The organism is Microcoleus sp. B4-C1 (genome assembly GCF_036705285.1).
Lineage (GTDB): Bacteria > Cyanobacteriota > Cyanobacteriia > Cyanobacteriales > Microcoleaceae > Microcoleus.
The window spans coordinates 1-21,620 of the sequence record NZ_JAUBUC010000104.1; the positions used below are offsets into that span (position 1 = coordinate 1).

17 protein-coding genes and 1 tRNA gene are annotated in these 21,620 nt (G+C 46.9%); 10 read left to right on the plus strand and 8 right to left on the minus strand.

Features of this window, described 5'->3' with window-relative positions; genetic code table 11:
* The first annotated feature begins 598 nt into the window (after positions 1-598).
* The 10 genes from QUB26_RS27360 to QUB26_RS27405 all read left to right on the plus strand — a co-directional run bounded on the left by QUB26_RS27360 (position 599) and on the right by QUB26_RS27405 (position 13,421).
* A complete protein-coding gene (locus QUB26_RS27360; RefSeq protein WP_333320520.1) occupies positions 599-964 on the plus strand; it encodes a response regulator in 366 nt (121 codons plus the stop codon).
* 256 nt (positions 965-1,220) lie between these two features.
* Positions 1,221-1,724, plus strand: a complete 504-nt coding sequence (locus QUB26_RS27365; RefSeq protein ID WP_333058426.1) for a chemotaxis protein CheW — start codon at positions 1,221-1,223, stop codon at positions 1,722-1,724.
* Positions 1,725-1,814: 90 nt separating this feature from the next.
* Positions 1,815-7,610, plus strand: a complete 5,796-nt coding sequence (locus QUB26_RS27370) for a PAS domain S-box protein (RefSeq protein WP_333242417.1) — start codon at positions 1,815-1,817, stop codon at positions 7,608-7,610.
* 111 nt (positions 7,611-7,721) lie between these two features.
* On the plus strand, positions 7,722-8,015 hold the full coding sequence (locus QUB26_RS27375) for a type II toxin-antitoxin system RelE/ParE family toxin (RefSeq protein WP_333302683.1): 294 nt from the start codon (positions 7,722-7,724) through the stop codon (positions 8,013-8,015).
* A complete protein-coding gene (locus QUB26_RS27380) occupies positions 8,012-8,341 on the plus strand; it encodes a hypothetical protein (RefSeq protein WP_333242422.1) in 330 nt (109 codons plus the stop codon). Before QUB26_RS27375 ends, QUB26_RS27380 begins: the two co-directional genes overlap by 4 nt.
* A gap of 61 nt (positions 8,342-8,402) precedes the next feature.
* The gene (locus QUB26_RS27385) at positions 8,403-11,216 is read left to right on the plus strand and encodes a hybrid sensor histidine kinase/response regulator (RefSeq protein ID WP_333242425.1); all 2,814 of its coding nucleotides are present in this window, start codon (positions 8,403-8,405) and stop codon (positions 11,214-11,216) included.
* A 319-nt stretch (positions 11,217-11,535) separates the two neighbouring features.
* A complete protein-coding gene (locus tag QUB26_RS27390) occupies positions 11,536-12,012 on the plus strand; it encodes a chemotaxis protein CheW (RefSeq protein ID WP_333242428.1) in 477 nt (158 codons plus the stop codon).
* A gap of 66 nt (positions 12,013-12,078) precedes the next feature.
* On the plus strand, positions 12,079-12,801 hold the full coding sequence (locus QUB26_RS27395; protein ID WP_333242431.1) for a pentapeptide repeat-containing protein: 723 nt from the start codon (positions 12,079-12,081) through the stop codon (positions 12,799-12,801).
* Between the two features lie 16 nt (positions 12,802-12,817).
* The gene (locus QUB26_RS27400) at positions 12,818-13,072 is read left to right on the plus strand and encodes a hypothetical protein (RefSeq protein ID WP_333036453.1); all 255 of its coding nucleotides are present in this window, start codon (positions 12,818-12,820) and stop codon (positions 13,070-13,072) included.
* A gap of 1 nt (position 13,073) precedes the next feature.
* Complete coding sequence (locus tag QUB26_RS27405; protein ID WP_333242433.1) at positions 13,074-13,421, plus strand: type II toxin-antitoxin system RelE/ParE family toxin; 348 nt, start codon at positions 13,074-13,076, stop codon at positions 13,419-13,421.
* A gap of 93 nt (positions 13,422-13,514) precedes the next feature.
* Here the strand turns inward: QUB26_RS27405 and urtE are convergent, their stop codons facing one another.
* The 8 genes from urtE to QUB26_RS27445 form a co-directional block, all read right to left on the minus strand.
* The gene (gene urtE, locus QUB26_RS27410) at positions 13,515-14,213 is read right to left on the minus strand and encodes an urea ABC transporter ATP-binding subunit UrtE (protein ID WP_333242436.1); all 699 of its coding nucleotides are present in this window, start codon (positions 14,211-14,213) and stop codon (positions 13,515-13,517) included.
* Positions 14,214-14,315: 102 nt separating this feature from the next.
* Positions 14,316-15,062 (minus strand): urea ABC transporter ATP-binding protein UrtD, encoded by a 747-nt coding sequence (urtD, locus tag QUB26_RS27415; RefSeq protein ID WP_333242438.1) that lies wholly within the window; start codon positions 15,060-15,062, stop codon positions 14,316-14,318.
* Positions 15,063-15,241: 179 nt separating this feature from the next.
* Positions 15,242-15,970 carry a TIGR00266 family protein gene (locus QUB26_RS27420; RefSeq protein WP_333242441.1) on the minus strand — a complete coding sequence of 243 codons (729 nt, stop codon included), beginning with the start codon at positions 15,968-15,970 and terminating at the stop codon, positions 15,242-15,244.
* 186 nt (positions 15,971-16,156) lie between these two features.
* A complete protein-coding gene (gene urtC / locus QUB26_RS27425; protein ID WP_333055599.1) occupies positions 16,157-17,299 on the minus strand; it encodes an urea ABC transporter permease subunit UrtC in 1,143 nt (380 codons plus the stop codon).
* A 27-nt stretch (positions 17,300-17,326) separates the two neighbouring features.
* Entirely contained in the window at positions 17,327-18,481 is a 1,155-nt protein-coding gene (locus tag QUB26_RS27430; protein ID WP_333242444.1) for an ABC transporter permease subunit, read from the minus strand.
* Between the two features lie 297 nt (positions 18,482-18,778).
* Positions 18,779-20,098, minus strand: a complete 1,320-nt coding sequence (gene urtA / locus QUB26_RS27435) for an urea ABC transporter substrate-binding protein (protein WP_333242447.1) — start codon at positions 20,096-20,098, stop codon at positions 18,779-18,781.
* A 464-nt stretch (positions 20,099-20,562) separates the two neighbouring features.
* Positions 20,563-20,635: transfer RNA gene (locus QUB26_RS27440), tRNA-Ala, on the minus strand.
* Positions 20,636-20,755: 120 nt separating this feature from the next.
* A complete protein-coding gene (locus tag QUB26_RS27445; protein WP_333320523.1) occupies positions 20,756-21,484 on the minus strand; it encodes an HAD family phosphatase in 729 nt (242 codons plus the stop codon).
* Between the last annotated feature and the right edge of the window lie 136 nt (positions 21,485-21,620).

The following is a 21,620-nucleotide window of genomic DNA, read 5'->3' on the forward strand; positions in this document are numbered from 1 at the left end:
CCTACCCCAACCAAGGCGGGGCAACCACGGGGGGTTTGCCCCTACAAGAATTACACGAATCATTTAGGATTGCTATATATCTCCTTTTAAATTGCTATTAATTCCGATAGTTAAATATTTTAGCACCCTCATTTAGGCACTATACAAAACTAGATTATTGGGAATTAGGCTAAAAAAAAATACGTAGAATATCCGGCTTTTGTCTGGCTAGGGAGCTTTCTACTGAGAGCAGTTGGTTTCAAAACAGCGAATTAAGCTGTCGCGCATTTAAATTGTAGGTTCAGGGCGGGCGGGACGCCCAACCCCTACTCCCCACAATAGTTTGATTATTTTTTGACATCCAATTTAAATGCAGAACAGCTTACCACGAATCAATTACTAATTGCCGATTAATTTATTCAGAGCGATTCTGTTAGTCAAGTAAATTTTTATCGTTTTTTATCGCTGACAGCTAACCTTCAGCCCTAGGATCGGCTATATAATGTATTTGGAAGTACATTAATTTGTCCGCAAAGCGGTATAGTCCCATCGCCGCCGATCGCGTCAGCTTCTAAATAAACATAGTCCGCTGTCAATAACAGCAAGGAAGTGGGGAATCATGTCCAAAATTTTAGTAGTGGACGACGTTAAGAGCGAACTAGAAATTATCTGCCACATTCTTCAAGATGCCGGATTGGATGTGATGCGGGCAGGTGACGGCGAAGAAGCGATCGCCCTGATCCGCAAAACCCCTCCGGCTTTGGTCGTTTTAGATGTAGTGATGCCACGAATGAACGGGTTTGAAGTGATCAGAGAATTGCGGGGCGATCGCACAACTGCCAAATTGCCCGTAGTATTTTGTACTCATAAAAACACCGAGATCGATAAAGCTTGGGGAACTGATTTAGGGGCCGACGCTTACGTCAGCAAACCCTTTGAACCTCAACAACTCGTCCACATAGTGCAGCGCCTGCTTTCAGCGTAAACCGAATATAAAGCGATCGGCCGCTTCCCAAAAAACATTATACCGACAAACCCCGTTTTTTTTAATAAACTGGGTTTTTGAATTCCATAAAAGTTTATGTTTAATGATAAAAACCTGCTTATTTGCCCAACCGCGATTTATTTAACGGAAACATTTGAGGCACCCAAAGTGATGCTGAAAAACTCGATGGGCGATCGGCTTTAGGGTCAAAGCAACACTCTAATTTGTAAGCTACACTAGAAACTAAAAATAAGCCATGAAAATAACGGCTCCCCCCGCTGGGGGGAATCAGACAAGTGCAACAAAGCAATTTCTCCTGTTCGGTCAAGGAGGCAGTCTGTTCGGCATAGAATTAGAGGCAGTGCGGGAAGTCCTTTCCCTCAAGGAACAACCGATTTCCCTGGTTCCCAATACCCAGCCATTTTTGCTGGGATTAACCAACTTGCGGGGCGAAATCTTAGCAGCGGCAGACTTTGGACTGTTTGTAGGTATTGAGTCGGTTGACACCTACCACCCAAACAGTCGCATCTTAGTGGTAGAAGCGCCCGATCCACGAGACGTGAGATTGTTGTCGAAAATGCGCCTGGGATTAGCCGTCTCCCGCGTCGAAGGAGTTTTACCTCTCAATCCCGATCGCATTGTCTCAGCACTAGATGTCAGTCCTGACCTAGCTCCATTCTTAAAAGGTCTGTACAATTCCGAAGGACGCTTGCTAATGATTGTCGATGTAGAAGCGATCGCCCATTCCGAACGCTGGTAAAAATCAACAATACAGATAAGTCTGCAACGGCTGTGCATGAATAAATTTAACTAACGATCGCCCGCATCCGATTTGCCCATCCTTAATCTTATGATCGAAATTCTCTATACCTGGATCGCAACGACTTTCACCCTGACGTTGCCTGACTTCTCCCAATCGGTGGTAACTGGAGCTGCTAATTGCATCATTTGTGTGTGTTACTTTGCCATCGCCTGGATAATCAGCTTAGGTTTGTGGCGAAACCGTCAATTCGGGTTCGACATCTTCGCCACAGCCACAGCAGGCATATTTTGGAGCTGCGCTTTCGGCCACAGCGGCCACGCCGCCGAATACCTAGGGCTGCCCCACTCTCAGGTGGCACAAAGTGTGTTCGATTGGATAACTGTAATGGTGGCGCTCGTTTTTTTGAGTTTGTCCAACCGTTACGGATTCTTAGTAGGTTCCAAGCAAATCTTGAGCTCTAAAAAAGAAACAGAACAAGCACTGAGCGAAACTACCCAGCGATTTCACGCAATCTTCGACCAAGCTTTTCAAGCGATCGCAGTATTAGATCCAGACGGTACTCTGATCGAAGCAAATCAGACAGCGCTAGAATTGGGCGATTTCCAAGCATCAGAAGTGCTGGGGCTGAAATTTTGGCTGACACCAGGGTGGGCATCATCTCCAACCAACCAGCAGCGCCTAAAAATGAACATTAAACAAGTCTCTGCAGGCAAGTTTGTCCGGGAAGAATACGAAATCACCGGCCCCAACAACCATGTGACAGTAATTGACGTGTCCTTTAAGCCCCTGTTAAATGAAACAGGAGAAGTATTTCAAATCCTCGCCGAAGGCCGCGACATTACCCAGCGCAAACAGACAGAAGCGACCTTGCAGCAGCTAACGGCAGAACTAGAGCAGCGAGTGAATGAAAGAACCGAGCAGCTCCTGCAAACTAATGCACAATTGGAACAGGAAATTCGCGATCGCACCGCAGTACAAGAGCAATTAAAAGCCTCAGAAAAATTTTTAAACAACATCCTTAACAGCATCCCCGACCCGATTTACGTCAAAGACAAACAGCACCGCTGGTTAATATTAAACGATGCTTTTTGTCAACACCTAGGTCACAGCAGAGAAGAACTAATTGGCAAATCCTACGACCAGTTTTTGCCCAAACAGGAAGCAGAGACATATCGAGAAAAAGACGAATTAGTTTTCTTGACAAATACCAGCACCGAAATCCAAAAAACTATCACAGACCAAGCAGGAAACACCCGCTTTGTCTCCGCCAAAAAATCTACCTTTGTAGATGCCGACGGTAGACAATTTCTCGTTTGCGCGATTAGAGATATCACCAATCGCGTGCAAATGGAAGAACAACTGCGGCAGACACTGGCAGAAGTAGAAAGCTCCCAAAACTTGCTGCGAACAGTCATTGACGCTACGCCAGACTGCATTTTTGTCAAAGATCGAAACTTGCGCTACACCCTAGTCAATGCAGGTTTCGCCGCCGCCTTCGGCAAAACCCAAGCAGAAATTATTGGCAAAGACGACGCAGAAATTGGTATATCGGTCGATCGAATCTTCGCCAACTTCCACGCCGAAACCGATTCCGAGAACCAAATCCAAAACTTCCGGGCCGGCAACCACCGGGAGCATCCCGGTTACAACGACTTAGCCACCTTAGCCGACGGCAAAGTACACAGCTTCGACACCCAGAAATTCTCCCTCAAAGATGCAGAAGGCAACATTTTAGGAATGCTCGGCTTGGCGCGCGACATCACAGATCGTCGCAAATCTGAACAAGAACTATTGCGGTTCAAAGCAATTTTAGAAACCACAACAGACTGGGTAGGCATCGCCGACACCCAACAGCGCACCATTTATATCAACCGCGCAGCCAGAGAAATGTTGGGAGTTGGCTCTGACGCCGATTTAACCGGAATCCGCATTTCTGACCTGACATCCCCCAAAAGTATCGACACTCTTGTGAACGTCGGCATCCCCGCAGCTTGCCGGGACGGGGTGTGGAGTGGCGAGACAGTTTGGCAGAGTTTAGACGGCGAAGAAATACCAGTTTCTCAAGTAATTGTTGCCCACAAATCCGAGAATTCAGAAGTTGAATTTATCTCAACGATCGCCCGCAACATTACAGAACGCAAGCGCGTAGAAGAAGCCTTGCAGCAGAACTTGCAAATGCTCGACCTTGCCAGCGATGGCTTGATCGTTCGGGATATGGACGGCACGATTAATTATTGGAGTCAGGGAGCCGAACGGATGTACGGCTGGACAAAAAAAGAAGCCTTGGGGAAAATCACCCATACTCTATTGCACACCATTTTCCCCCAGCCTTTAGCCGCTATTTCGGCACAGTTAGAAGAGCAGGATTATTGGGAAGGAGAAGTAATTCACACCACCAATTATGCTACCAAAATTACTGTATTCAGTCGCTGGAATTTGCAGCGAGATGAACAGGGAAAACCGAAAGCAATTTTAGAAACTAACAACGACATCACGGAGCGCAAGCAAGCAGAAATCGAAAAGCAAAGATTGATTTCGCTCGTAGAAAGCAGCTCGGATTTTATCGGCACTGCCACCATGGAGGGAGAGGCAACATACCTGAATGTCGCGGGAATGAAACTAGCAGGATTGCCAAATATTGAAGAAGTCAAAAGCAAAAGTATGTATGACTTCTTCTCAGTAGAAAATGGTAAGATTTTCCAAGAAGAAATCGTGCCTGCTACTGTGCGAGACGGTTTTTGGCAGGGCGAATTCCGCTTGAGGAACTTTCAAACCGGCGAAGACTTTCCCGTTGACTTCACCCTATTTACAGTCAAACACCCAGAAACCGGCGAGCCGATGGGGTTCGCAACAGTTACTCGCGACATCACCGATCGCAAACGTGCAGAAGAGATGCTGCGCGATCGCGAAAGACTGTTCCGAGCCATTTTTGACCAATCGTTTCAATTAGTGGGGCTGCTCAAACCAGACGGAACCGTTTTGGAAGCCAACCAAACAGCCCTCGACATCGCCGGAATGGAGCGCGAAGACTTCGTAGGCACGCAGTTTGTAGATAATTTGTGGTGGCAAATTTCCCCAGAAGCCAAGCAAAAAGTGCAAGCAGCGCTCACAAAAGCCGCCGCCGGCGAGGTTGTCCGCTACGAAGCCGACGTACTCGTTGCTGGGGGTGCTGTGATAACTGTGGACTTCTCCCTCAAGCCGATCGTAGACGACAGCGGCAAAGTCGTGCTGCTGATTCCCGAAGCTCGCGACATCACCGATCGCAAAGCCCTAGAACGAGAATTAGTTTTGCGTCAAACCCGGTTTGACGCATTTTTCACAGCCGCCCCGGCCTCAATGTTTATTTTTGACGAGCAGTTGCGCTTCGTCCAAGTTAACGAGAAATTAGCGGAAACCACAGGCGTCTCAGTTGCCGAACACCTCGGCAAGACGGTGAGGGAAGTTGTACCCCAAATGGTCGATACCCTACAGCCGATGTTGCAGCAGATTCTCGCCACCAACCAACCGTTTTTAAACGTTGAGGTGTCGGGTACAACCGTCAACGAACCGGGCATCGTGCGAGATTGGCTGGCGTCATATTTTCCTTTGCCCGGAGCTGACGGCAAACCCATCGGTGTCGGCGGTGTGGCGATCGAAATTACCGATCGCAAAAAAGCAGAAGAAGAGCGCGATCGATTTTTTACCCTTTCCCTAGACTTGGTTTGTATTATAAGTTTTGAAGGCAAATTCAAGCGTATCAATCCCTCTTGGGAAAACACACTCGGCTACAAGGCGCATGAACTCGAAGACAACTATTATATCGATTTAGTCCATCCAGACGATCGCGAATCAACCCGAAAACAAGCGGAAAAAGTAGCTAGTGGCGCCGAATTAAAATCTTTTGAAAATCGCTACCGCTGCAAAGACGGTTCCTACAAGTGGCTGTCGTGGAAAGTGCGACCTGAAACCGAACAACAGCTCATGTATGCAGTCGCTCGCGACGTTACTGAAAGCAAACAGGCGATGGTGCAACTGGAAAAAACAACAGCCCAATTAGCCCGTTCCGAAGACCAATTTCGGCAACAAACCAATCTCTTGCAACTGCTAATAAATAGCATTGGCGACGGCATAATTGCTGCCGACGAAAAAGGCAATTTTGTGTTGTTCAATCCCGCCGCCGCAGATATCTTTGGCACGGGTTCGACAGATACTCTTCCCGACGAATGGTCGGCAAGATACGGTTTATTCTTGCCCGATACGGTAACTCCCTATCCCACAGCCGAGATCCCCTTAACACGGGCAATTAGAGGAGAATCTCCTGAGAACGTAGAGGTTTTCACCCGCCACGCAGGGAATCCAGAGGGCCTGTGGGTGAAAATTACCGGCCGGCCGCTCAAAGACGAAACGGGCGCACTCAAAGGCGGCGTAGTAGTTTGCCGCAACGTCACCCAGGAAAGATCGTCCCAGCAGCAAATGCAGCAGTTGGCCGAGACACAGGAACGCTTGCTGCAAGAACTCAAAACGCGGCAAAATGCCCTAGACGAATCGGCGATCGTCAGCGAGACTGATCTGCAAGGCATGATTACCTACGTCAACGACGGATTCATTGAAATATCGGGTTACAGCATGGGAGAACTCCTGCACCGCAACCACCGCCTCGTCAATTCCGGCTACCATCCCAAATCATTTTTTGAAGAAATGTGGGTGACACTTTCTCGCGGTTTGGTGTGGAAAGGGGAAATCAAAAACCGACGTAAAGATGGCTCGTTTTACTGGGTAGATTCGACGATCTCCCCCATCTTTGATACCAGCGGCACAATAGTCAAATATATCGCCATTCGCTTTGACATTACCGAGCGCAAAGAGGCAGAAGAACGACTAGGAAAATTAGCAGCAGAACGTAAAGCTGAAGCTGATTCTCTGACGCAGCAAGTCCTTAAATTGTTGGGAGAAATTAAAGGCGCGGCTCAAGGCGACTTGACAGTCAGGGCGGAAGTGACTAACGATGTTTTAGGTGCTGTCGCCGACTCTTTCAACTTCTTAATCGGTTCTCTGCGGAAAGTAGTAACGGGAATTCAAACTTTAGCCGAACAGGTAACATCTGCCACCGACGAGTCAATTAACAATACCAGTCAACTCACCCAACAGGCAGAAATTCAAGCAGCAAAAATATCTGCCATCATGCGCGAAATAGAGCGGATTGTGAATTCGATCCGCGACGTGCGAGATGTTTCGGTGCGGGCCGAAACAGTGGCTCAGCAGTCTTCTCAAACGGCTGAAGTCGGCGGTATGGCGGTCGATCGAGCTGTCGAAGGCATTAACGGGCTCCGGTTGACGATCGCCTCTACCTCGAAAATGATGAAGCGTTTGGGCGAATCTTCGCAGCAAATTGGCAAAATTGTGACTTCGATTTCTCAACTTGCTTCGCAAACTAATTTATTAGCTCTGAATGCTACTATTGAGGCGGCGCGAGCCGGCGAACAAGGTTTAGGCTTTGCAGTTGTTGCCGAAGAAGTGCGGAAATTAGCAGAAAGATCCGCCGGCGCTACGGAGGAAATCTCGGAAATTGTCGGTACAATTCAAGAAGAAATCAGCCGCGTGATGAAGGCAATGGAATCGGGGACGCTGGAGGTAGTGGAAGGCACTAAGCTAGCAAGCGAAGCTAAAACCCACCTCAATGCCATCATCGAAGTTAGTCGAGAAATGAATGCTTTGGTGCAGAATATTACTATTGCATCTGCCAAGCAAACTGTTTCGGCTGAGGGAATTGCTAACAGTATGCAGCAAGTCAACGAGATTGCGAATACGACCGCACAAAAAGGTGCGGATGTCAAAGCATCTTTGGACGAGTTGTCTGGTTCTCTGGGCCAATTGCAAAAGTCCGTGGCGAATTTCCGTTCGTAATTTTAGAACCCCGACTTATTGAAGAAGTCGGGGTTCTAGGTATTGTGGCAGTGTGCGATGATGAATGGTAAGATGGCTGAGTATTTGAAATATTTTTAGGTTGTGGCGATCGTGTTTGAGATTGAGTTTACAGACCAAGCGATTGAGGATTTGCAGTGGTTTAAGAAACACGAACAGAATGTAATTGTTGACGGTATTGAGGCTAACCTTTGTTATGAACCCACTACCGAGACGCGCAACCGGAAAGCCCTGCGTCCAAATAATACAGCAGAATGGGAATTGAGATTGGGCGTATATCGCGTTTTGTACAACGTTGACAAGCAAGTTAAAATTGTCAGTATAGAGCGCATCGCTGGCAAGCAGGGGAATAGATACATATTTCAAGGAGAAGAGGAAGAACTATGATGAACTGGGATTATCGAGTATTTTTTGAGGAGGGCGGGTACACAATTCGCACGGTGTATTATGACGATAAGGGTGCGATCGCAGCCTGCTCTGAAAAAGAAACCGCACCTTTTGGAGAATCAGTGGAAGAACTTCAAGAAGAATTAAACCAACTCCTTGCTGCTCTAAAAAAACCAGTTATTTCGGCTGACGATGTGCCGCCTCCAAGCGATCGCCCGAAGGCAAAAAGAGGAAAATCATTGCAAGCAGTGCGGCAACAACTTGGCTTGGGATCGGAAATAACGAAAGAAAATTCCTTAGAAAATTCCTTGAGTTCAAACGATTAGCAAAGAACCGAGGTTATCGGTAAGAGTTCAAAACTACTGGCCGCTTATCTTGGCCGCTCATATGAATGATGACGATTTAAACGAATTAATAGATGCTTTTACCGCAGAATGCGAAGAGTTTCTTCAGTCAATGGAGACGAATCTGCTGGGGATGGAAGCTGCGGGTTTGAAAGAGCGACAAGCGGCAGTTAAAGAAATGTTTCGGGCCGCTCACTCGATTAAAGGTGCGGGTTCGATGTTGGGCTTTCAAAACGTATCGGCGGCGGCTCACACGCTGGAGGACTGTTTTGTCATTTTGCGCGATCGCACAGACTTGGCGGCCCTGGAACCGACTACTGTGAGTGTTTTGCTGCAGGGGGTGGATGCTCTCAAAAAGATTACGATCGAATCAGTTCAACACTCCGATGTCACAACTCCGGATCAAACGGAAAACTTGGAGGCGATCGCCCAAATTTTCGATCAGTTCCAGGCCAAGTACGGCAACTCAGAACCGTCGCCAGTCCCCACAGTCAGCCAATCGACCGCCCCGGAAACCCTGAAACAGATTTTTGAACACCAAGTGCCGGCACTCTTCAATCGCCTAGAAACCGAGCTTTCCCAAGCTCCCGAGGCAGATTTGGCAACAAGCGTCACCGCCCTCAACCAGGTTTACTACCAACTCTCCGGTTTGGCTGGAATGCTGCAATTGCCGGATTTTGGGAAAGTCGCCGCAGCCCTCAGAGATTTGATCGACTCTCCAAACTTGACTCTACAACGGTTGCAATCCGAGGGTTGGGCGATCGCCCAAAACTTGCAAACCGCACGCCAACAAATATTGGAAGGAAGGGCGATCGACATCCCCGACATCTCCCCCTCTCCCACTCTCCCACTCTCCCCCACTCCCACTCCCCCCGAAATCTCCCCCTCCTCCACTCTCCCCGAAATCTCCCCCTCTCTCCCAGTCCCCAACCCGCAAAGGCCGACAATCCGGGTAGACTTAGAACGCTTAACTGAATTGGTGAATCTAGTCGGGGAATTAGTCATCAACCGTACAAATTTAGAACTTCAAGAATCCGAACTGCGGGGCGAAGTCAAGCGCATCCGCCGCAACATCGTAGATTTGAACCAATTCGGCGGTCAGTTGCGAGAAGAATACGACAGACTGAGCTTTGCAGAGTGGAGAGGGGGAAACGGGAACTCTGGATTGGGAAAACTTGCAGCCGCAGAAACAGAATTCCCCATGATTGCTAACGGCAAATCCTCTCCGGCCCATGCTCACTTCGATATCTTAGAGATGGATCGTTATACAGAGTTCCACTCGACAGCCGCCGAAGTCATCGAAACTGCCCAAGCAATTTCTCACTCCGCCACCAAATTAGACACTTTAGCCATGAAATTCGAGCGCAGTACCGACCAACTGCGCCGCATTACCGAACAACTACGCAGCCGCGTCATGCAGTTGCGAGTCGTGAGTTTCAGTCGCGCCGTCGATCACTTGCCCAGAGCCCTGCGGGAGATGTGTATCACATACGATAAAGATGTCAACCTGCTGCTAGTGGGAAGAGATACCAAAATAGACGAAAGTTTGCTCGATGCTTTGCGCGATCCCTTAATACACTTAGTGAGAAACGCTTTCGACCACGGCATCGAAATTCCCGAAGTTCGGAAAGCAAGCGGCAAGCCGGCCAGCGGTCAAATAGAAATAGAAGCCCGCCACCAAGGCGGCCAAACTATTATTACTGTCGCCGATGACGGCAAAGGCATTGACCCGGAAATGATTCGCCGTAAAATTGTCACAAAGGGTTTGGCTACGGAGGAACAAGCTCAAGAATTTTCCATTGCCGAACTCTACGATTTTCTGTTTTGGCCGGGTTTCAGCACTACAGAAGGGGTCAGCGACCTTTCGGGGCGGGGAGTCGGGCTCGACGTGGTGCGAACAAATTTGCGGACTGTGCGGGGGACTGTGAAGGTAGACTCTCGCCTGGGAAAAGGTACGAGTTTTATCATTAAACTGCCACTGCTGCTGTCGATTACTGATGCTTTGATGGTGAAGACAGATCACAATAAAATAGCAGTGCCGCTGGATGCAGTCGAGGAAATTCTGCACATTAAAGCCTCGGAAGTTCACATTGCCGGCAATCAGCCGATGCTGTGGTGGCGGGAGGAATTTATTCGTTTGGTGAGAATGCAAGATTTGCTCGAATACAGCGTCGTCGGGCCGGATGCCCCCTCTCCCGACCCTTTGACCCAAGAGGAAATTCCTGTCCTGGTTTTGGCTTCTACCGAAGGAATGCTGGCGGTGGCCGTGGAACGGCTAATCGGTCAGCAGGAAATTGTGGTTAAACCTTTGCCACCGCCTCTATCCAAGCCTCGCGGCGTTTTGGGGACTACGATTTTGGGGGACGGGCGCGTGGTGAATATTCTGGATGTGGACGATTTGGTGGGTCAACCTGTGGTAAATAGTTCGATCGCCGCTGTCTCCGGTAAAGTGCAGGAGATGCCGGCGAGTGCGAGTCAGTCACCGCAGATTTTGGTAGTGGATGATTCCTATACAATTCGCCAGTTGTTGTCTCTGACGCTGACTCGTGCTCGCTACCGGGTGGTACAAGCTAAAGATGGTGTGGATGCCCTGGAAAAGTTGCAAAATGGTCTTGATTGCAGTTTGGCGATCGTGGATATTGAAATGCCTCGGATGGATGGATTTGAATTGTTGCGATCGATCAGATCGACCCAGCGGTTTGCTAAGATTCCCGTAGCCATGCTGACATCCCGTAGCGGGGCCAAACATCGGCAAATGGCAATGGAATTAGGCGCAAATCAATACTTCACCAAACCTTACAGCGAAGCCCAACTTTTACAAGCTATCCCCAAATTAATCCACCACTCAATAATTTAATCCACAATCTCAAATTTCTAATCAAATAATCGCTAACCTCAAACGAAACTTAGACCAAAAGTAATTGCACCCGCTAATTATAGTTAAAAGCTACGCAGCCGACTCACCTACTAAAATCCCATAATCTTCTATTTAAAACCTAATATCTATTCTGGTTGTATCGGAATGATTTAACCGCAGAGGACGCAGAGGATACAGAGAAAGGGAAGAGAGAGATGAATAATTCAGATCCCAAGGGAGTTGATATAAAATGAATAATCTTCAATCTAAAATCAAATAATCCTCAATCTAAAATCTAAAATCTAAAATCTAAAATCGAATGACTCACGCCAATTACAATCGCCGCTTTCGGAGCAAGAAACACGCCACTGTTAGAATTGCTCCTCATAAGTTTGTTTCCTTTGAACTAGGAAATATTTACTATGCTGTTCCTATTGAGCGAGTGGAACGCATTGTTAAAAACTTTAATGCCTACGGTCTTTTACCTAACGGTAATAGTTTACTGCGGCATCAAGAAGAACTGATTACCATAATTAATTTATCCACAATATTTCCCAGCAGTCCGATCATTGCTGAGTGCAAATACCTGATTATTTGTACTTTAAATAAAAGCGATCGGTTGGGAATTCCCCTTCCTGATATGCCAAAAATTTTGGAAATTACCGAAGAAAGCTTCTGCGAGATTCCCGAATTGTACCGTCAACAGCAACTGCCTCCGGTAATAGAAAAGTTAATTCGCGCACCTGATGGTTCCGAAGTTTTTTATCTGAATTTCGATTTATTTACCGAAATGTAGGGAATTCACTTTTCGAGGTATTATACCATATAAATGGTATTTTTGCAAACAAAAAGTTATTGATTTATGAAAAAACTCACAATAATGTCGATCGCCCTACTAATTTTTGCAGCAACTCTCGATTTGCCGAAGGTGGGGCTGCAACTAAGTGCGATCGGGCAAATAGAAACACCCCAACCAATCCCAACACCCCAACCAATCCCAACACCCCAACCAATCCCAACACCCCAACCACAAACACCCCAACAAATCCAAACACCCCAACAAATCCAAACACCCCCAATCCAAACACCCCAACCAAAAGCAAACGACCCCAAAAAGCTCGGCTACGTCTCCCCACAATTTGCCGAAAATTTCTCCCAGCAACAAATCGACCAAATCAACGCCAACGTCGAAACGCTGCTGCTAACTCAAAGCTGCTCCCGCTGCGACCTCCGAGCCGTAAAATTAGTTAACCTTAACTTAAAAAATCCCATCCTGACAGGATCGGATTTATCAGATGCCAACCTCAGCGGTAGTCGCTTCGAGATATCAGATTTTGTCAACACCAATCTAGCTCGCACAAACTTAAGCGGAGCCGAATTAGTAGGAGCGAGAATCAGCAACGCTAACCTTAGAAAAGCTAACTTGACAAAGACAAATCTAGACGGTGCAGACTTGCGATTTTCCGACTTGAGAGATGCCAATCTTTCCGATGCCAACCTCCGCAATGCTAATATAGATGGCGCTACTATCGATCGAGCAAGTATGGCCGGCACCACAATGCCCGACGGCAGAAAAAATAATTAATAATAGAGGTAGTCTTATGTCGCCGATTAAACAACGCCTTCTCGAAGCGATCGAACGGACTCCTGAGCCACTTTTAGAGCAAACGCTGGCATTTCTGGAATTTTTGACCAGTCGGACACAATCCGCGATCGCCCCAGACTTCGACTCAGATTTTGACTCAGATACCGACTCCAACGAGCAAATCCTCGCCGATCTGAAAGCCTCCCTCCACCAAGCCAAAGCGGGACAAACCTTTCCCATATCGGAACTCTGGGACGGTATCAATGTCTGATATGTCAGTTCTAGTCACATTCACGGTACTTTTCAAACGTCGCCTCAAAGGACTCGCTAAAAAGTATCGCCAAATTCAAACCGATATTCAGCCAGTCCTTGATGAGCTTATCCAAGGAAACTTCATAGGAAACCAGATTACAGGGACTCAATACACCGTTTACAAAGTCCGGGCTAAAAACAGTGATTCCCAAGTTGGTAAAAGCGGCGGTTATCGCTTGATTTATCAAGTTGAATCACCGACTCAAGTTGTTTTACACCTGATTTACTCGAAATCAGAACAAGCAAATGTCTCCGCCGAGGAAATCCAAACTGCGATCGCAGAATACCAAGCGAACCCAGACGAATAAGCCATTTTTCAAATCTAAACGCTTGCCCTTCTTGCTCTTTGAGTCGCTCGCTGTCATCGTCAAAATCCGTGTCGTGCCTTCCTTCAATTCTATTCAAACAGCCAAAAACCTCTGAATCACCTCATCACTTAACTCGCTAGTGCTTCCAGAAGCCACAATCCCGCCTTTTTGCATAGCATAATACCAGTCAGCTTGCCGCACAAAATGCAAATGTTGCTCCACCAACAAAACAGAAATTCCCCTAGTCGCAACCACACGGCGCACCGCAGCTTCTATGTCTAAAATAATAGACGGCTGAATCCCCTCCGTCGGTTCATCCAAAACCAGCAATTTCGGCTCTCCCATCAAAGCCCTAGCAATAGCTAACTGCTGCTGCTGTCCCCCGCTCAAATCACCTCCCAGGCGATCGAGCATAGTTTTCAAAACCGGAAATAACTCAAAAATTTCATCAGGAACTTCAGGATTTTTGGTTTTGGTTGGTTTCGCTTCCAAACCTAACAAAAGATTTTCTTTTACAGTCAAACGTGGAATAATTTCACGCCCTTGAGGCACATAACCAATGCCTAATCTAGCCCGCTGGTAAGTCAACTTAGAAGCAATAGATTCTCCGCCAAAAGCAATAGTGCCACTGCGCGGTTGCAACAACCCCATAATCGTTTTTAGCATAGTAGTTTTGCCCACACCATTGCGGCCGATCAAGCAAACCATTTGCCCAGCATTTACGCTTAAATCGACATCGCGCAAAATGTGACTTTCGCCGTAATAAACATTCAAATTAGAGACTTGTAGCATATTCTTTGGAGTAGTAATGAATAATTGGTAATTGGCAATCGGTAATCGACAACAGTCAACTAACTAATGACTAATGACTAATGACTAATGACTAATGACTTCTTACTCTTCAGGTTTTCCCAAATATACCTCAATTACTCGATCGTCATTTTGCACCTCATCCATAGTCCCCTCACACAAAACCGTACCCTGATGCAACACCGTCACCTGCCGCGCAATTTGCCGCACAAACTCCATATCGTGTTCAATTACCAACACCGAATGACTTTCGGCCAACGAAATCAGCAACTCCCCAGTTAACATCGTTTCCTCATCCGTCAAACCCGCCACAGGTTCATCTACCAACAACAAATCAGGAGATTGAGCCACCAACATTCCAATTTCCAACCATTGCTTTTCCCCGTGAGAAAGCAAACCAGCCGAAATATCAGCCTTAGCAACTAAACCAATGGTTTCTAACAAACCGGAAACCGTGCGTTTTTCAGCAGCAGAAGCTGGCTGGAACAAAGTTGAAAAAACATTTTTGTGGCGGCTGCAAGACAATTCCAAATTTTCGCGCGGCGTTAAATTTAAGTAAACTCGCGGCGTTTGAAACTTGCGGCCAATTCCCAAGCGCGAAATCCTATCTTCCGACAACTTGCGTAAATTTTGTCCCTTAAATAACACCCTGCCCTCAGTCGGCTGCACCTTCCCAGTAATTGAATCGAGAAAAGTAGTTTTCCCCGCACCATTGGGCCCAATAATAACTCGCAGTTCGCCCGCATCCATGCTGAAATTTAAACCGTTGATGGCTTTAAAACCATCAAAACTCACAGTCAAGTTTTCTATTTCTAATACTTTGCCATTCATAGGTAATTTCTCCGGGTAGGGTGCGTCAGTTAAAAGTCTCTCGGTAAGCCAGAAAATCTGTGGGCTGACGCACCTGAGAGCGCTGATTTTCTCTGAGAAGGTGCGTCAGTTAACAGTCTCTGGGTAAGCCGGAAAATCTGCTAGCTGACGCACCCTACACAAGCAGATAAATGGTTATTTTACTCTAAACTAAAACTGCTAGAGCTGCTCGAAATAGGAGGTGGAGAAGCAGCTAAAATCCGTTCAGCTAACTTCGAGAGTGGCAAACTTTGCACGTATACTTTTCCCGGCCCAGTCATCTTTGCCAAAAACAAGCCTTCACCTCCAAATAAAGCATTTTTAAACCCGCCAACAAATTGAATATCGTAGTCTACTGTGGAGGCAAAAGCTACTAAACAGCCGGTGTCTACTCGCAACACTTCGCCAACTCCCAAATTTTTCTCAACTATTGTTCCTCCCGCATGAACAAAAGCTAGCCCGTCACCCTGCAACTTTTGCAGAATAAAACCTTCTCCGCCAAAGAAACCGGCACCGAGCCGCTTGGTGAATGCTACCTCAATGTCAATGCCGTTGGCCGCACAGAGAAATGAGTCTTTTTGACACAAAAATTTACCGCCAAGTTGGCCTAAATCAAGAGGAATTACTTTACCCGGATAGGGGGCGGCAAAAGCTACGCGCGCCTTGCGATTTCCGGCATTGACAAAGGTGGTAATGAAAAAACCCTCTCCTGTCAGCATTCGTTTGAAACCTTGAAATAAGCCGCCGCCTGTGGATGTTTGCATTTGGATGTCGCCTTCCATGTATGTCATGGTTCCAGCTTCAGCCCTGACGCCTTCTTTGGGGTCGAGTTCAATCTCGATGAGTTGCAAATCGTCGCCGTAGATTTTGTAGTCAATAATATCTGCCATATCTTGCCCCTCAAGTTAAAGAACGAAGCTACTTGCTACGGATATCTAAGTAGGTGGACATATATATTGCGTCTCCTCAGAGAGAAACGCAGATTTTCCCAAGTCTATTGCGATTGCTTTGTTTGTCTGTTGTAGGTGACATTTATTTATGTCAGCCTACTTATAAATTACACGATATTTTTGCACTCAATGTTCAAGTTCTTCTTTTTCGAGCTGCACTTGGGGGTCTTGTTCCAGGCTGGGGTAAGTAGATACGTACTTCGGTTTTCTGAACAAGCTGCGGATTTGGTCGAAACTTTGATCTTGCAGCCATCCGACTATGCCGTCGGGCAGGACTGTGACTACTATTAAAAATAGCGCGCCTTGGAAAAATAGCCACACTTCGGGAAATTGTTCGCTCAAAAAACTCTTGCCAAAGTTGACTAGCAGCGCTCCTAATATTGCTCCCGATAATGTGGCGCGGCCTCCGACGGCGACCCAGATTACCATTTCAATTGAAAAGGCAATATCCATTGCTTTTGGCGAAATGATTCCGGTTTGTACGGTAAATAATGCGCCTGCAATCCCGGCTAAACCGGCGGAAATTGCAAAGACTAAAACTTTATATCCTGTGGGATTGTAACCTGAGAAACGCAGGCGCACTTCGTCGTCGCGAATTGCTACTAACAGGCGACCGAAGCGTCCGCTGGTCAGCCATCGGCAGAGGGCGTAACTTGCTGCTAGAAATAGTATGGTGAGAATGTAGAAAATATATTGAGTATCTCGGTCATTGACTGTGGCTCCGAACAAGGTTTTAAAGTCGGTGAGTCCGTTGGTGCCGTTAATCAGTTTTTGCTGACCGTTAAAGAAGTTGAAAAATACAATGGTTGCTGCTTGGGTAAGAATTGAAAAGTAAACGCCTCGAATCCGATTGCGGAATACTAAATAACCTAAAAGTGCACCCAAGATGGCGGGGATGAGAACTATTGCTAATGCTGAGAAGGGAAATGAATAAAATGGTTGCCAAAACCAGGGGAGTTCGGTAACGCCGTAGAGGTTCATAAATTCTGGCAATTGACTGCTGGCGGTTGGGGGAATTTGCAGTTTTAGGTGCATGGCGAAGGCGTAGCCGCCGATCGCAAAAAACACCCCATGCCCTAAACTAAGTAAACCCGTGTATCCCCAAATCAAGTCTATGCCGAGGGCGGCAATTGCTAGTGCTAAAAATCGCCCTAATTGATTGAGCCGAACGTCGGGGAGTATTCCTGGGAGGAGTAAGATGAATGTGAGGGCGATCGCGCTGACAATTGCCGCTTCTTTTACCCAGGGTTTTTGATGTTTTTTCTGCATTTTTCGCTACACTCGCAGTTGTAATTTTTAATTTTCTACCGTCCGCCCTTTTTGCGGGAAAATCCCTCCCGGCTTCACTTGCAGAAAAGCCATAATTAAGGCGAATACCATTACTTTTGCCATGCTGGTTGTGGCGAAAAATGTGAAAAAGTCGGCTAAAGGCTTGATAGGAGCGAACATTAATGCTAAGGTTCCAGAACCGATCAGGTAATTTGCAGTGCCGATCGCGATCGCAGCAACTACACTCCCCACAATCTTGCCAACACCGCCCACAACCACCACCATAAACGTATCGACTATATAATTTTGTCCGGTATTTGACCCTACGGAACCAATCAAACTAATCGCGCACCCAGCGACACCAGCCAAGCCTGAACCCAAAGCAAAAGTCAGCGCGTCTACTTGTTCGGTAGGAATACCCAAACACGCACTCATGCTGCGATTTTGCGTCACGGATCTAATCCGCAATCCCCACACCGACTTTTGCAAAAATAGGTAAATTCCCGCCAAACAAATTCCGGTGAGGAGAATAATAAAAATTCGCGCGTAGGGCAACTGAAAATTGCCCAGCGGTATGCCACCGCGCAGCCATGCAGGCGCAGTCACGTCCACATTTTGAGCGCCAAACCAAGGTTGAGTTACTGCCAGTTTGTAAGTTTGCCCTAAAAAGGTGCTCACCGCCCAGGAAATACCCAAAGATAAAGGCAAAATTAGGGCGATAATTTTGCTGCGAATGCGATCGAAATCCAGGCGCGATTTCAGCAACCGCAAACCGCCAAAAAACAGCAAACAAAACACCGCAATCCCAATTACCAGCACCCAACTGACGCTGCGGACAAACTGCTGCAAAATTAAACTTACGCCCCAAGTTGCCAGCAGAGTTTCTAGTGGCCGCCCGTAAAGATAGCGAATCACTCCCCGTTCGAGAATTAATCCTACCAATGCAGCGACTAGAAAAGCTAGGGGAATTGCAAATAAAATGTAGGTTTCAAAAGCAAATCCTCCGATACCTTTGAAGACATTTTGCACTACGAAAGTTGTATAAGCCCCCAGCATCATCAACTCGCCATGAGCCATATTAATTACGCCCATCAGCCCGAAAATAATCGCTAGTCCCAGGGCTGCAATTAGTAAAACAGCGCCGATGCTAAGGCCGTTAAATAAACCATCTAATATCGCCAATTTTGTTACTCCTGCATCAAGTCGGTTAACTTTGTTCGCGGATAATTAGGGGCGGATTTTACCCCATTGGTGTCAAGTTAGAACTAAAACCCTCTGTATATTTCGCTTGTAGCCGAGTCTCGATCCCCCTAAATCCCCCTTAATAAGGGGAGTAGGGGTTGACTTTGAAGAGTCCAGTTCCCCCTTATTAAGGGGAGTAGGGGGTGACGCAAGAACACTCTTGTCCCCCCCTTCTTAAGGGGGGCTAGGGGGGATCGGGCTTAACCCAAGCGTATTGAAATTGGTATTACCTACTTATCAAACTTTGAATTTGCCACCTTTTGCGGGGTCTGACCAATCGCAAGCAAAGCCTTGTGTTTCAGCAACAAATTGATTCCAAGGCACCGGCTTCACTGCTTCGGGTGTAGCAAAAGCGATGTTAAATAAACCGTCGTCTCTAACTTCGCCCAACCGCACAAATTTAGAAAGGTGATGGTTAACATCCATCGTTACTGTGCCCCCCGGCGCGTCAAAGGTTTGACCCAAAGCCGCTGCCCGTACTTTTTCCAAATCGTCGGCTGTCCCTGCTTTCTCGACAGCTTGCTTCCACAGGTAAACCATGATGTAAGCTGCTTCCATCGGGTCATTAGTGACTCTATCTTTGCCGTATTTTGCCTTGAAAGCTTCCACAAATTTTGTATTGGCAGGAGATTCCACAGTCATGAAGTAATTCCAGGCGGCGTAATGGCCTTTAAGATATTCTACGCCGATCGCCTTTACTTCTTCTTCTGCAATACTGACTGACATTGACGGATATTTGTCCGGGCCCAAACCTGCACCCTGCAACTGTTTGAAAAATGCTACGTTGCTGTCGCCGTTGAGGGAATTAAAAATGACGCCGCCGTCTGGCAAAGCTGCCTTAATTTTACTAATAATTGGCGTGACTTCTGTCCCACCCAAAGGAATGTAATCTTCCCCAACTAATTCGCCACCTTTGGCTGCTAGCTGGGCCTTGATAATTGTATTGGCAGTGCGGGGAAAAACGTAGTCAGACCCGACTAAGAAGAATTTTTTGCCTTTATTTTCTAGCAGCCAGTCCACTGCGGGTTCGATTTGTTGGTTCGGGGCTGCCCCAGTATAAAAGATATTTTTGGAACACTCTTGGCCCTCGTATTGTACGGGATACCAGAGCATATGATTTTTTTCTTCAAATACTGGCAATACTGCTTTGCGGCTAGCGGATGTCCAGCATCCGAAGACGGTGACAACTTTATCTTGGTCGATCAATTTTTTGGCTTTTTCGGCAAAAGTCGGCCAGTCTGAGTTGCCGTCTTCTATTACTGCTTCGATTTGTTTTCCGAGAACGCCACCAGCTTTATTGATTTCTTCGATCGCTAATTGTTCGGCATCGACAACGCTTTTTTCGCTGATGGACATCGTGCCGCTCAAGGAATGCAAAATTCCTACTTTGATCGTGTTTCCGCCCCCGGCTGCTGCTGGTGTAGTTCCTGTTGATGTGGGAGAAGCGGCTGGAGTTGCTGTTGGAGTTGGAGTTCTACAAGCTTTTAGAAATAAACTTGATGTTAGGGTAGCAGAACCGTATAAAAGGAATTTCCGCCGATCGAATCGCTTTGTCATTTTTTCTTGTTACTCTTGAACAGATGAGTCTGATGATTGAGAATAATAACACATAGCGACTTGATATTAAGACTCGCGTCAGCAGACTGTTGTATTTTTAGCTACAAAACTTATTGTTTTTGACAAAATGAATGTTTTGTGGGGATTGAGGGCAACTGCGGCAGAAACCGGGCTGATACCATTTTAGATTTTAGATTTTAGATTTTAGATTGACTGATGACATCAGGGTTGGGATCGCGGGCGTAGCGGATTTTTTTGGCAAACCTGGTTTAGACGCCCAAATACGTCTTTTCAGGAATTAGTGTGACATTAGAAACCCGGTTTCTTTACATAAATTATCTTATTGATGCTACCAGTTAGGCCGCAACCGGGTCGATCGCACTTGCATAGGCGAGTATCAAAGCAGGTGACGATCGCACTTCGCTTTAAGTACGATCGTCACCTGTAGAAATGCCCCTAATTTATGGAGAATAGCGGACTCGAACCGCTGGCCTCTGCGGTGCGATCGCAGCGCTCTACCAACTGAGCTAATTCCCCTGATTGAGTTTTAATTTAGCATTTTAGATGCGAGATTGCCGAATCTAAAAGGCTGACAGGTCTTGCTTGCTCTCACGTTCGCAGACCGTCACTTACACTAGCACGTAACTGCTAAAAAGGTCAAGTGTTTTCCGCAGCCGGCTCAGTGGGGGCGATCGAGCAAAATGCCGCCACTCTATCCAACTCTAAATCAGCAAAATAGTCCACCGTCCAATTAGCTTGGCGCTGGATCATGTGAAACGGGTAAGTGTGAGTCACACCCGCAACCTGAATCCCCGCTTTTTTCGCCGCTTCAATCCCAGCAAAAGTATCTTCTAGCGCCAAACACTCGATCGGTTGCAGGTTAAAGTCGGGATATTTCTGGTTGAGAAGTTCCACAGCCAATAGATAGCCGTCGGGTGCTGGTTTGCTCGCCGTCAAGTCGTCGCCTGCAACAATTAACTCAAAGTTTGCAGCCAAACCGGCCCGATCTAACACCAATTCTATATCCGATCGCATTGCCCCGCTAACTACGGCCATTTTCACTCCGGCGGGCCGAATTTTATCAATAAATTCTGCCAAACCGGGATAAATCGGCAGTTTCTCCAAAGTATCTATTTGAGCTTTGTAAGCTTCGGCCTTGCGCTGCAGCAGTCGATCGAGATATGTTTCTGTTAGATATCGTCCTCGCCGCTTGAGTAGTTCGGTAATGCAAGCGCGATCGCTCCTTCCCAAACAAACTTCTCGAAACTCCCCACGTTTGAGCTGGAGATTTTCATCGAGCATCAATTGATCGATGATTTTCTCGTGAATTGGCTCGTCATTAACAATCACGCCATTAAAATCAAATAAAACTGCTTTTAGAGTCATTAGTCATTAGTCATTAGTCATTAGTCATTAGTCATTAATCATCAGTCATTAGCAAGTTAGTAGATACTGTCTTGACCTGTCAAGGGGTAGCGCTCAAATAATTGGGGTCGAAAGGCTTTTGGGATTTTAAAATCCC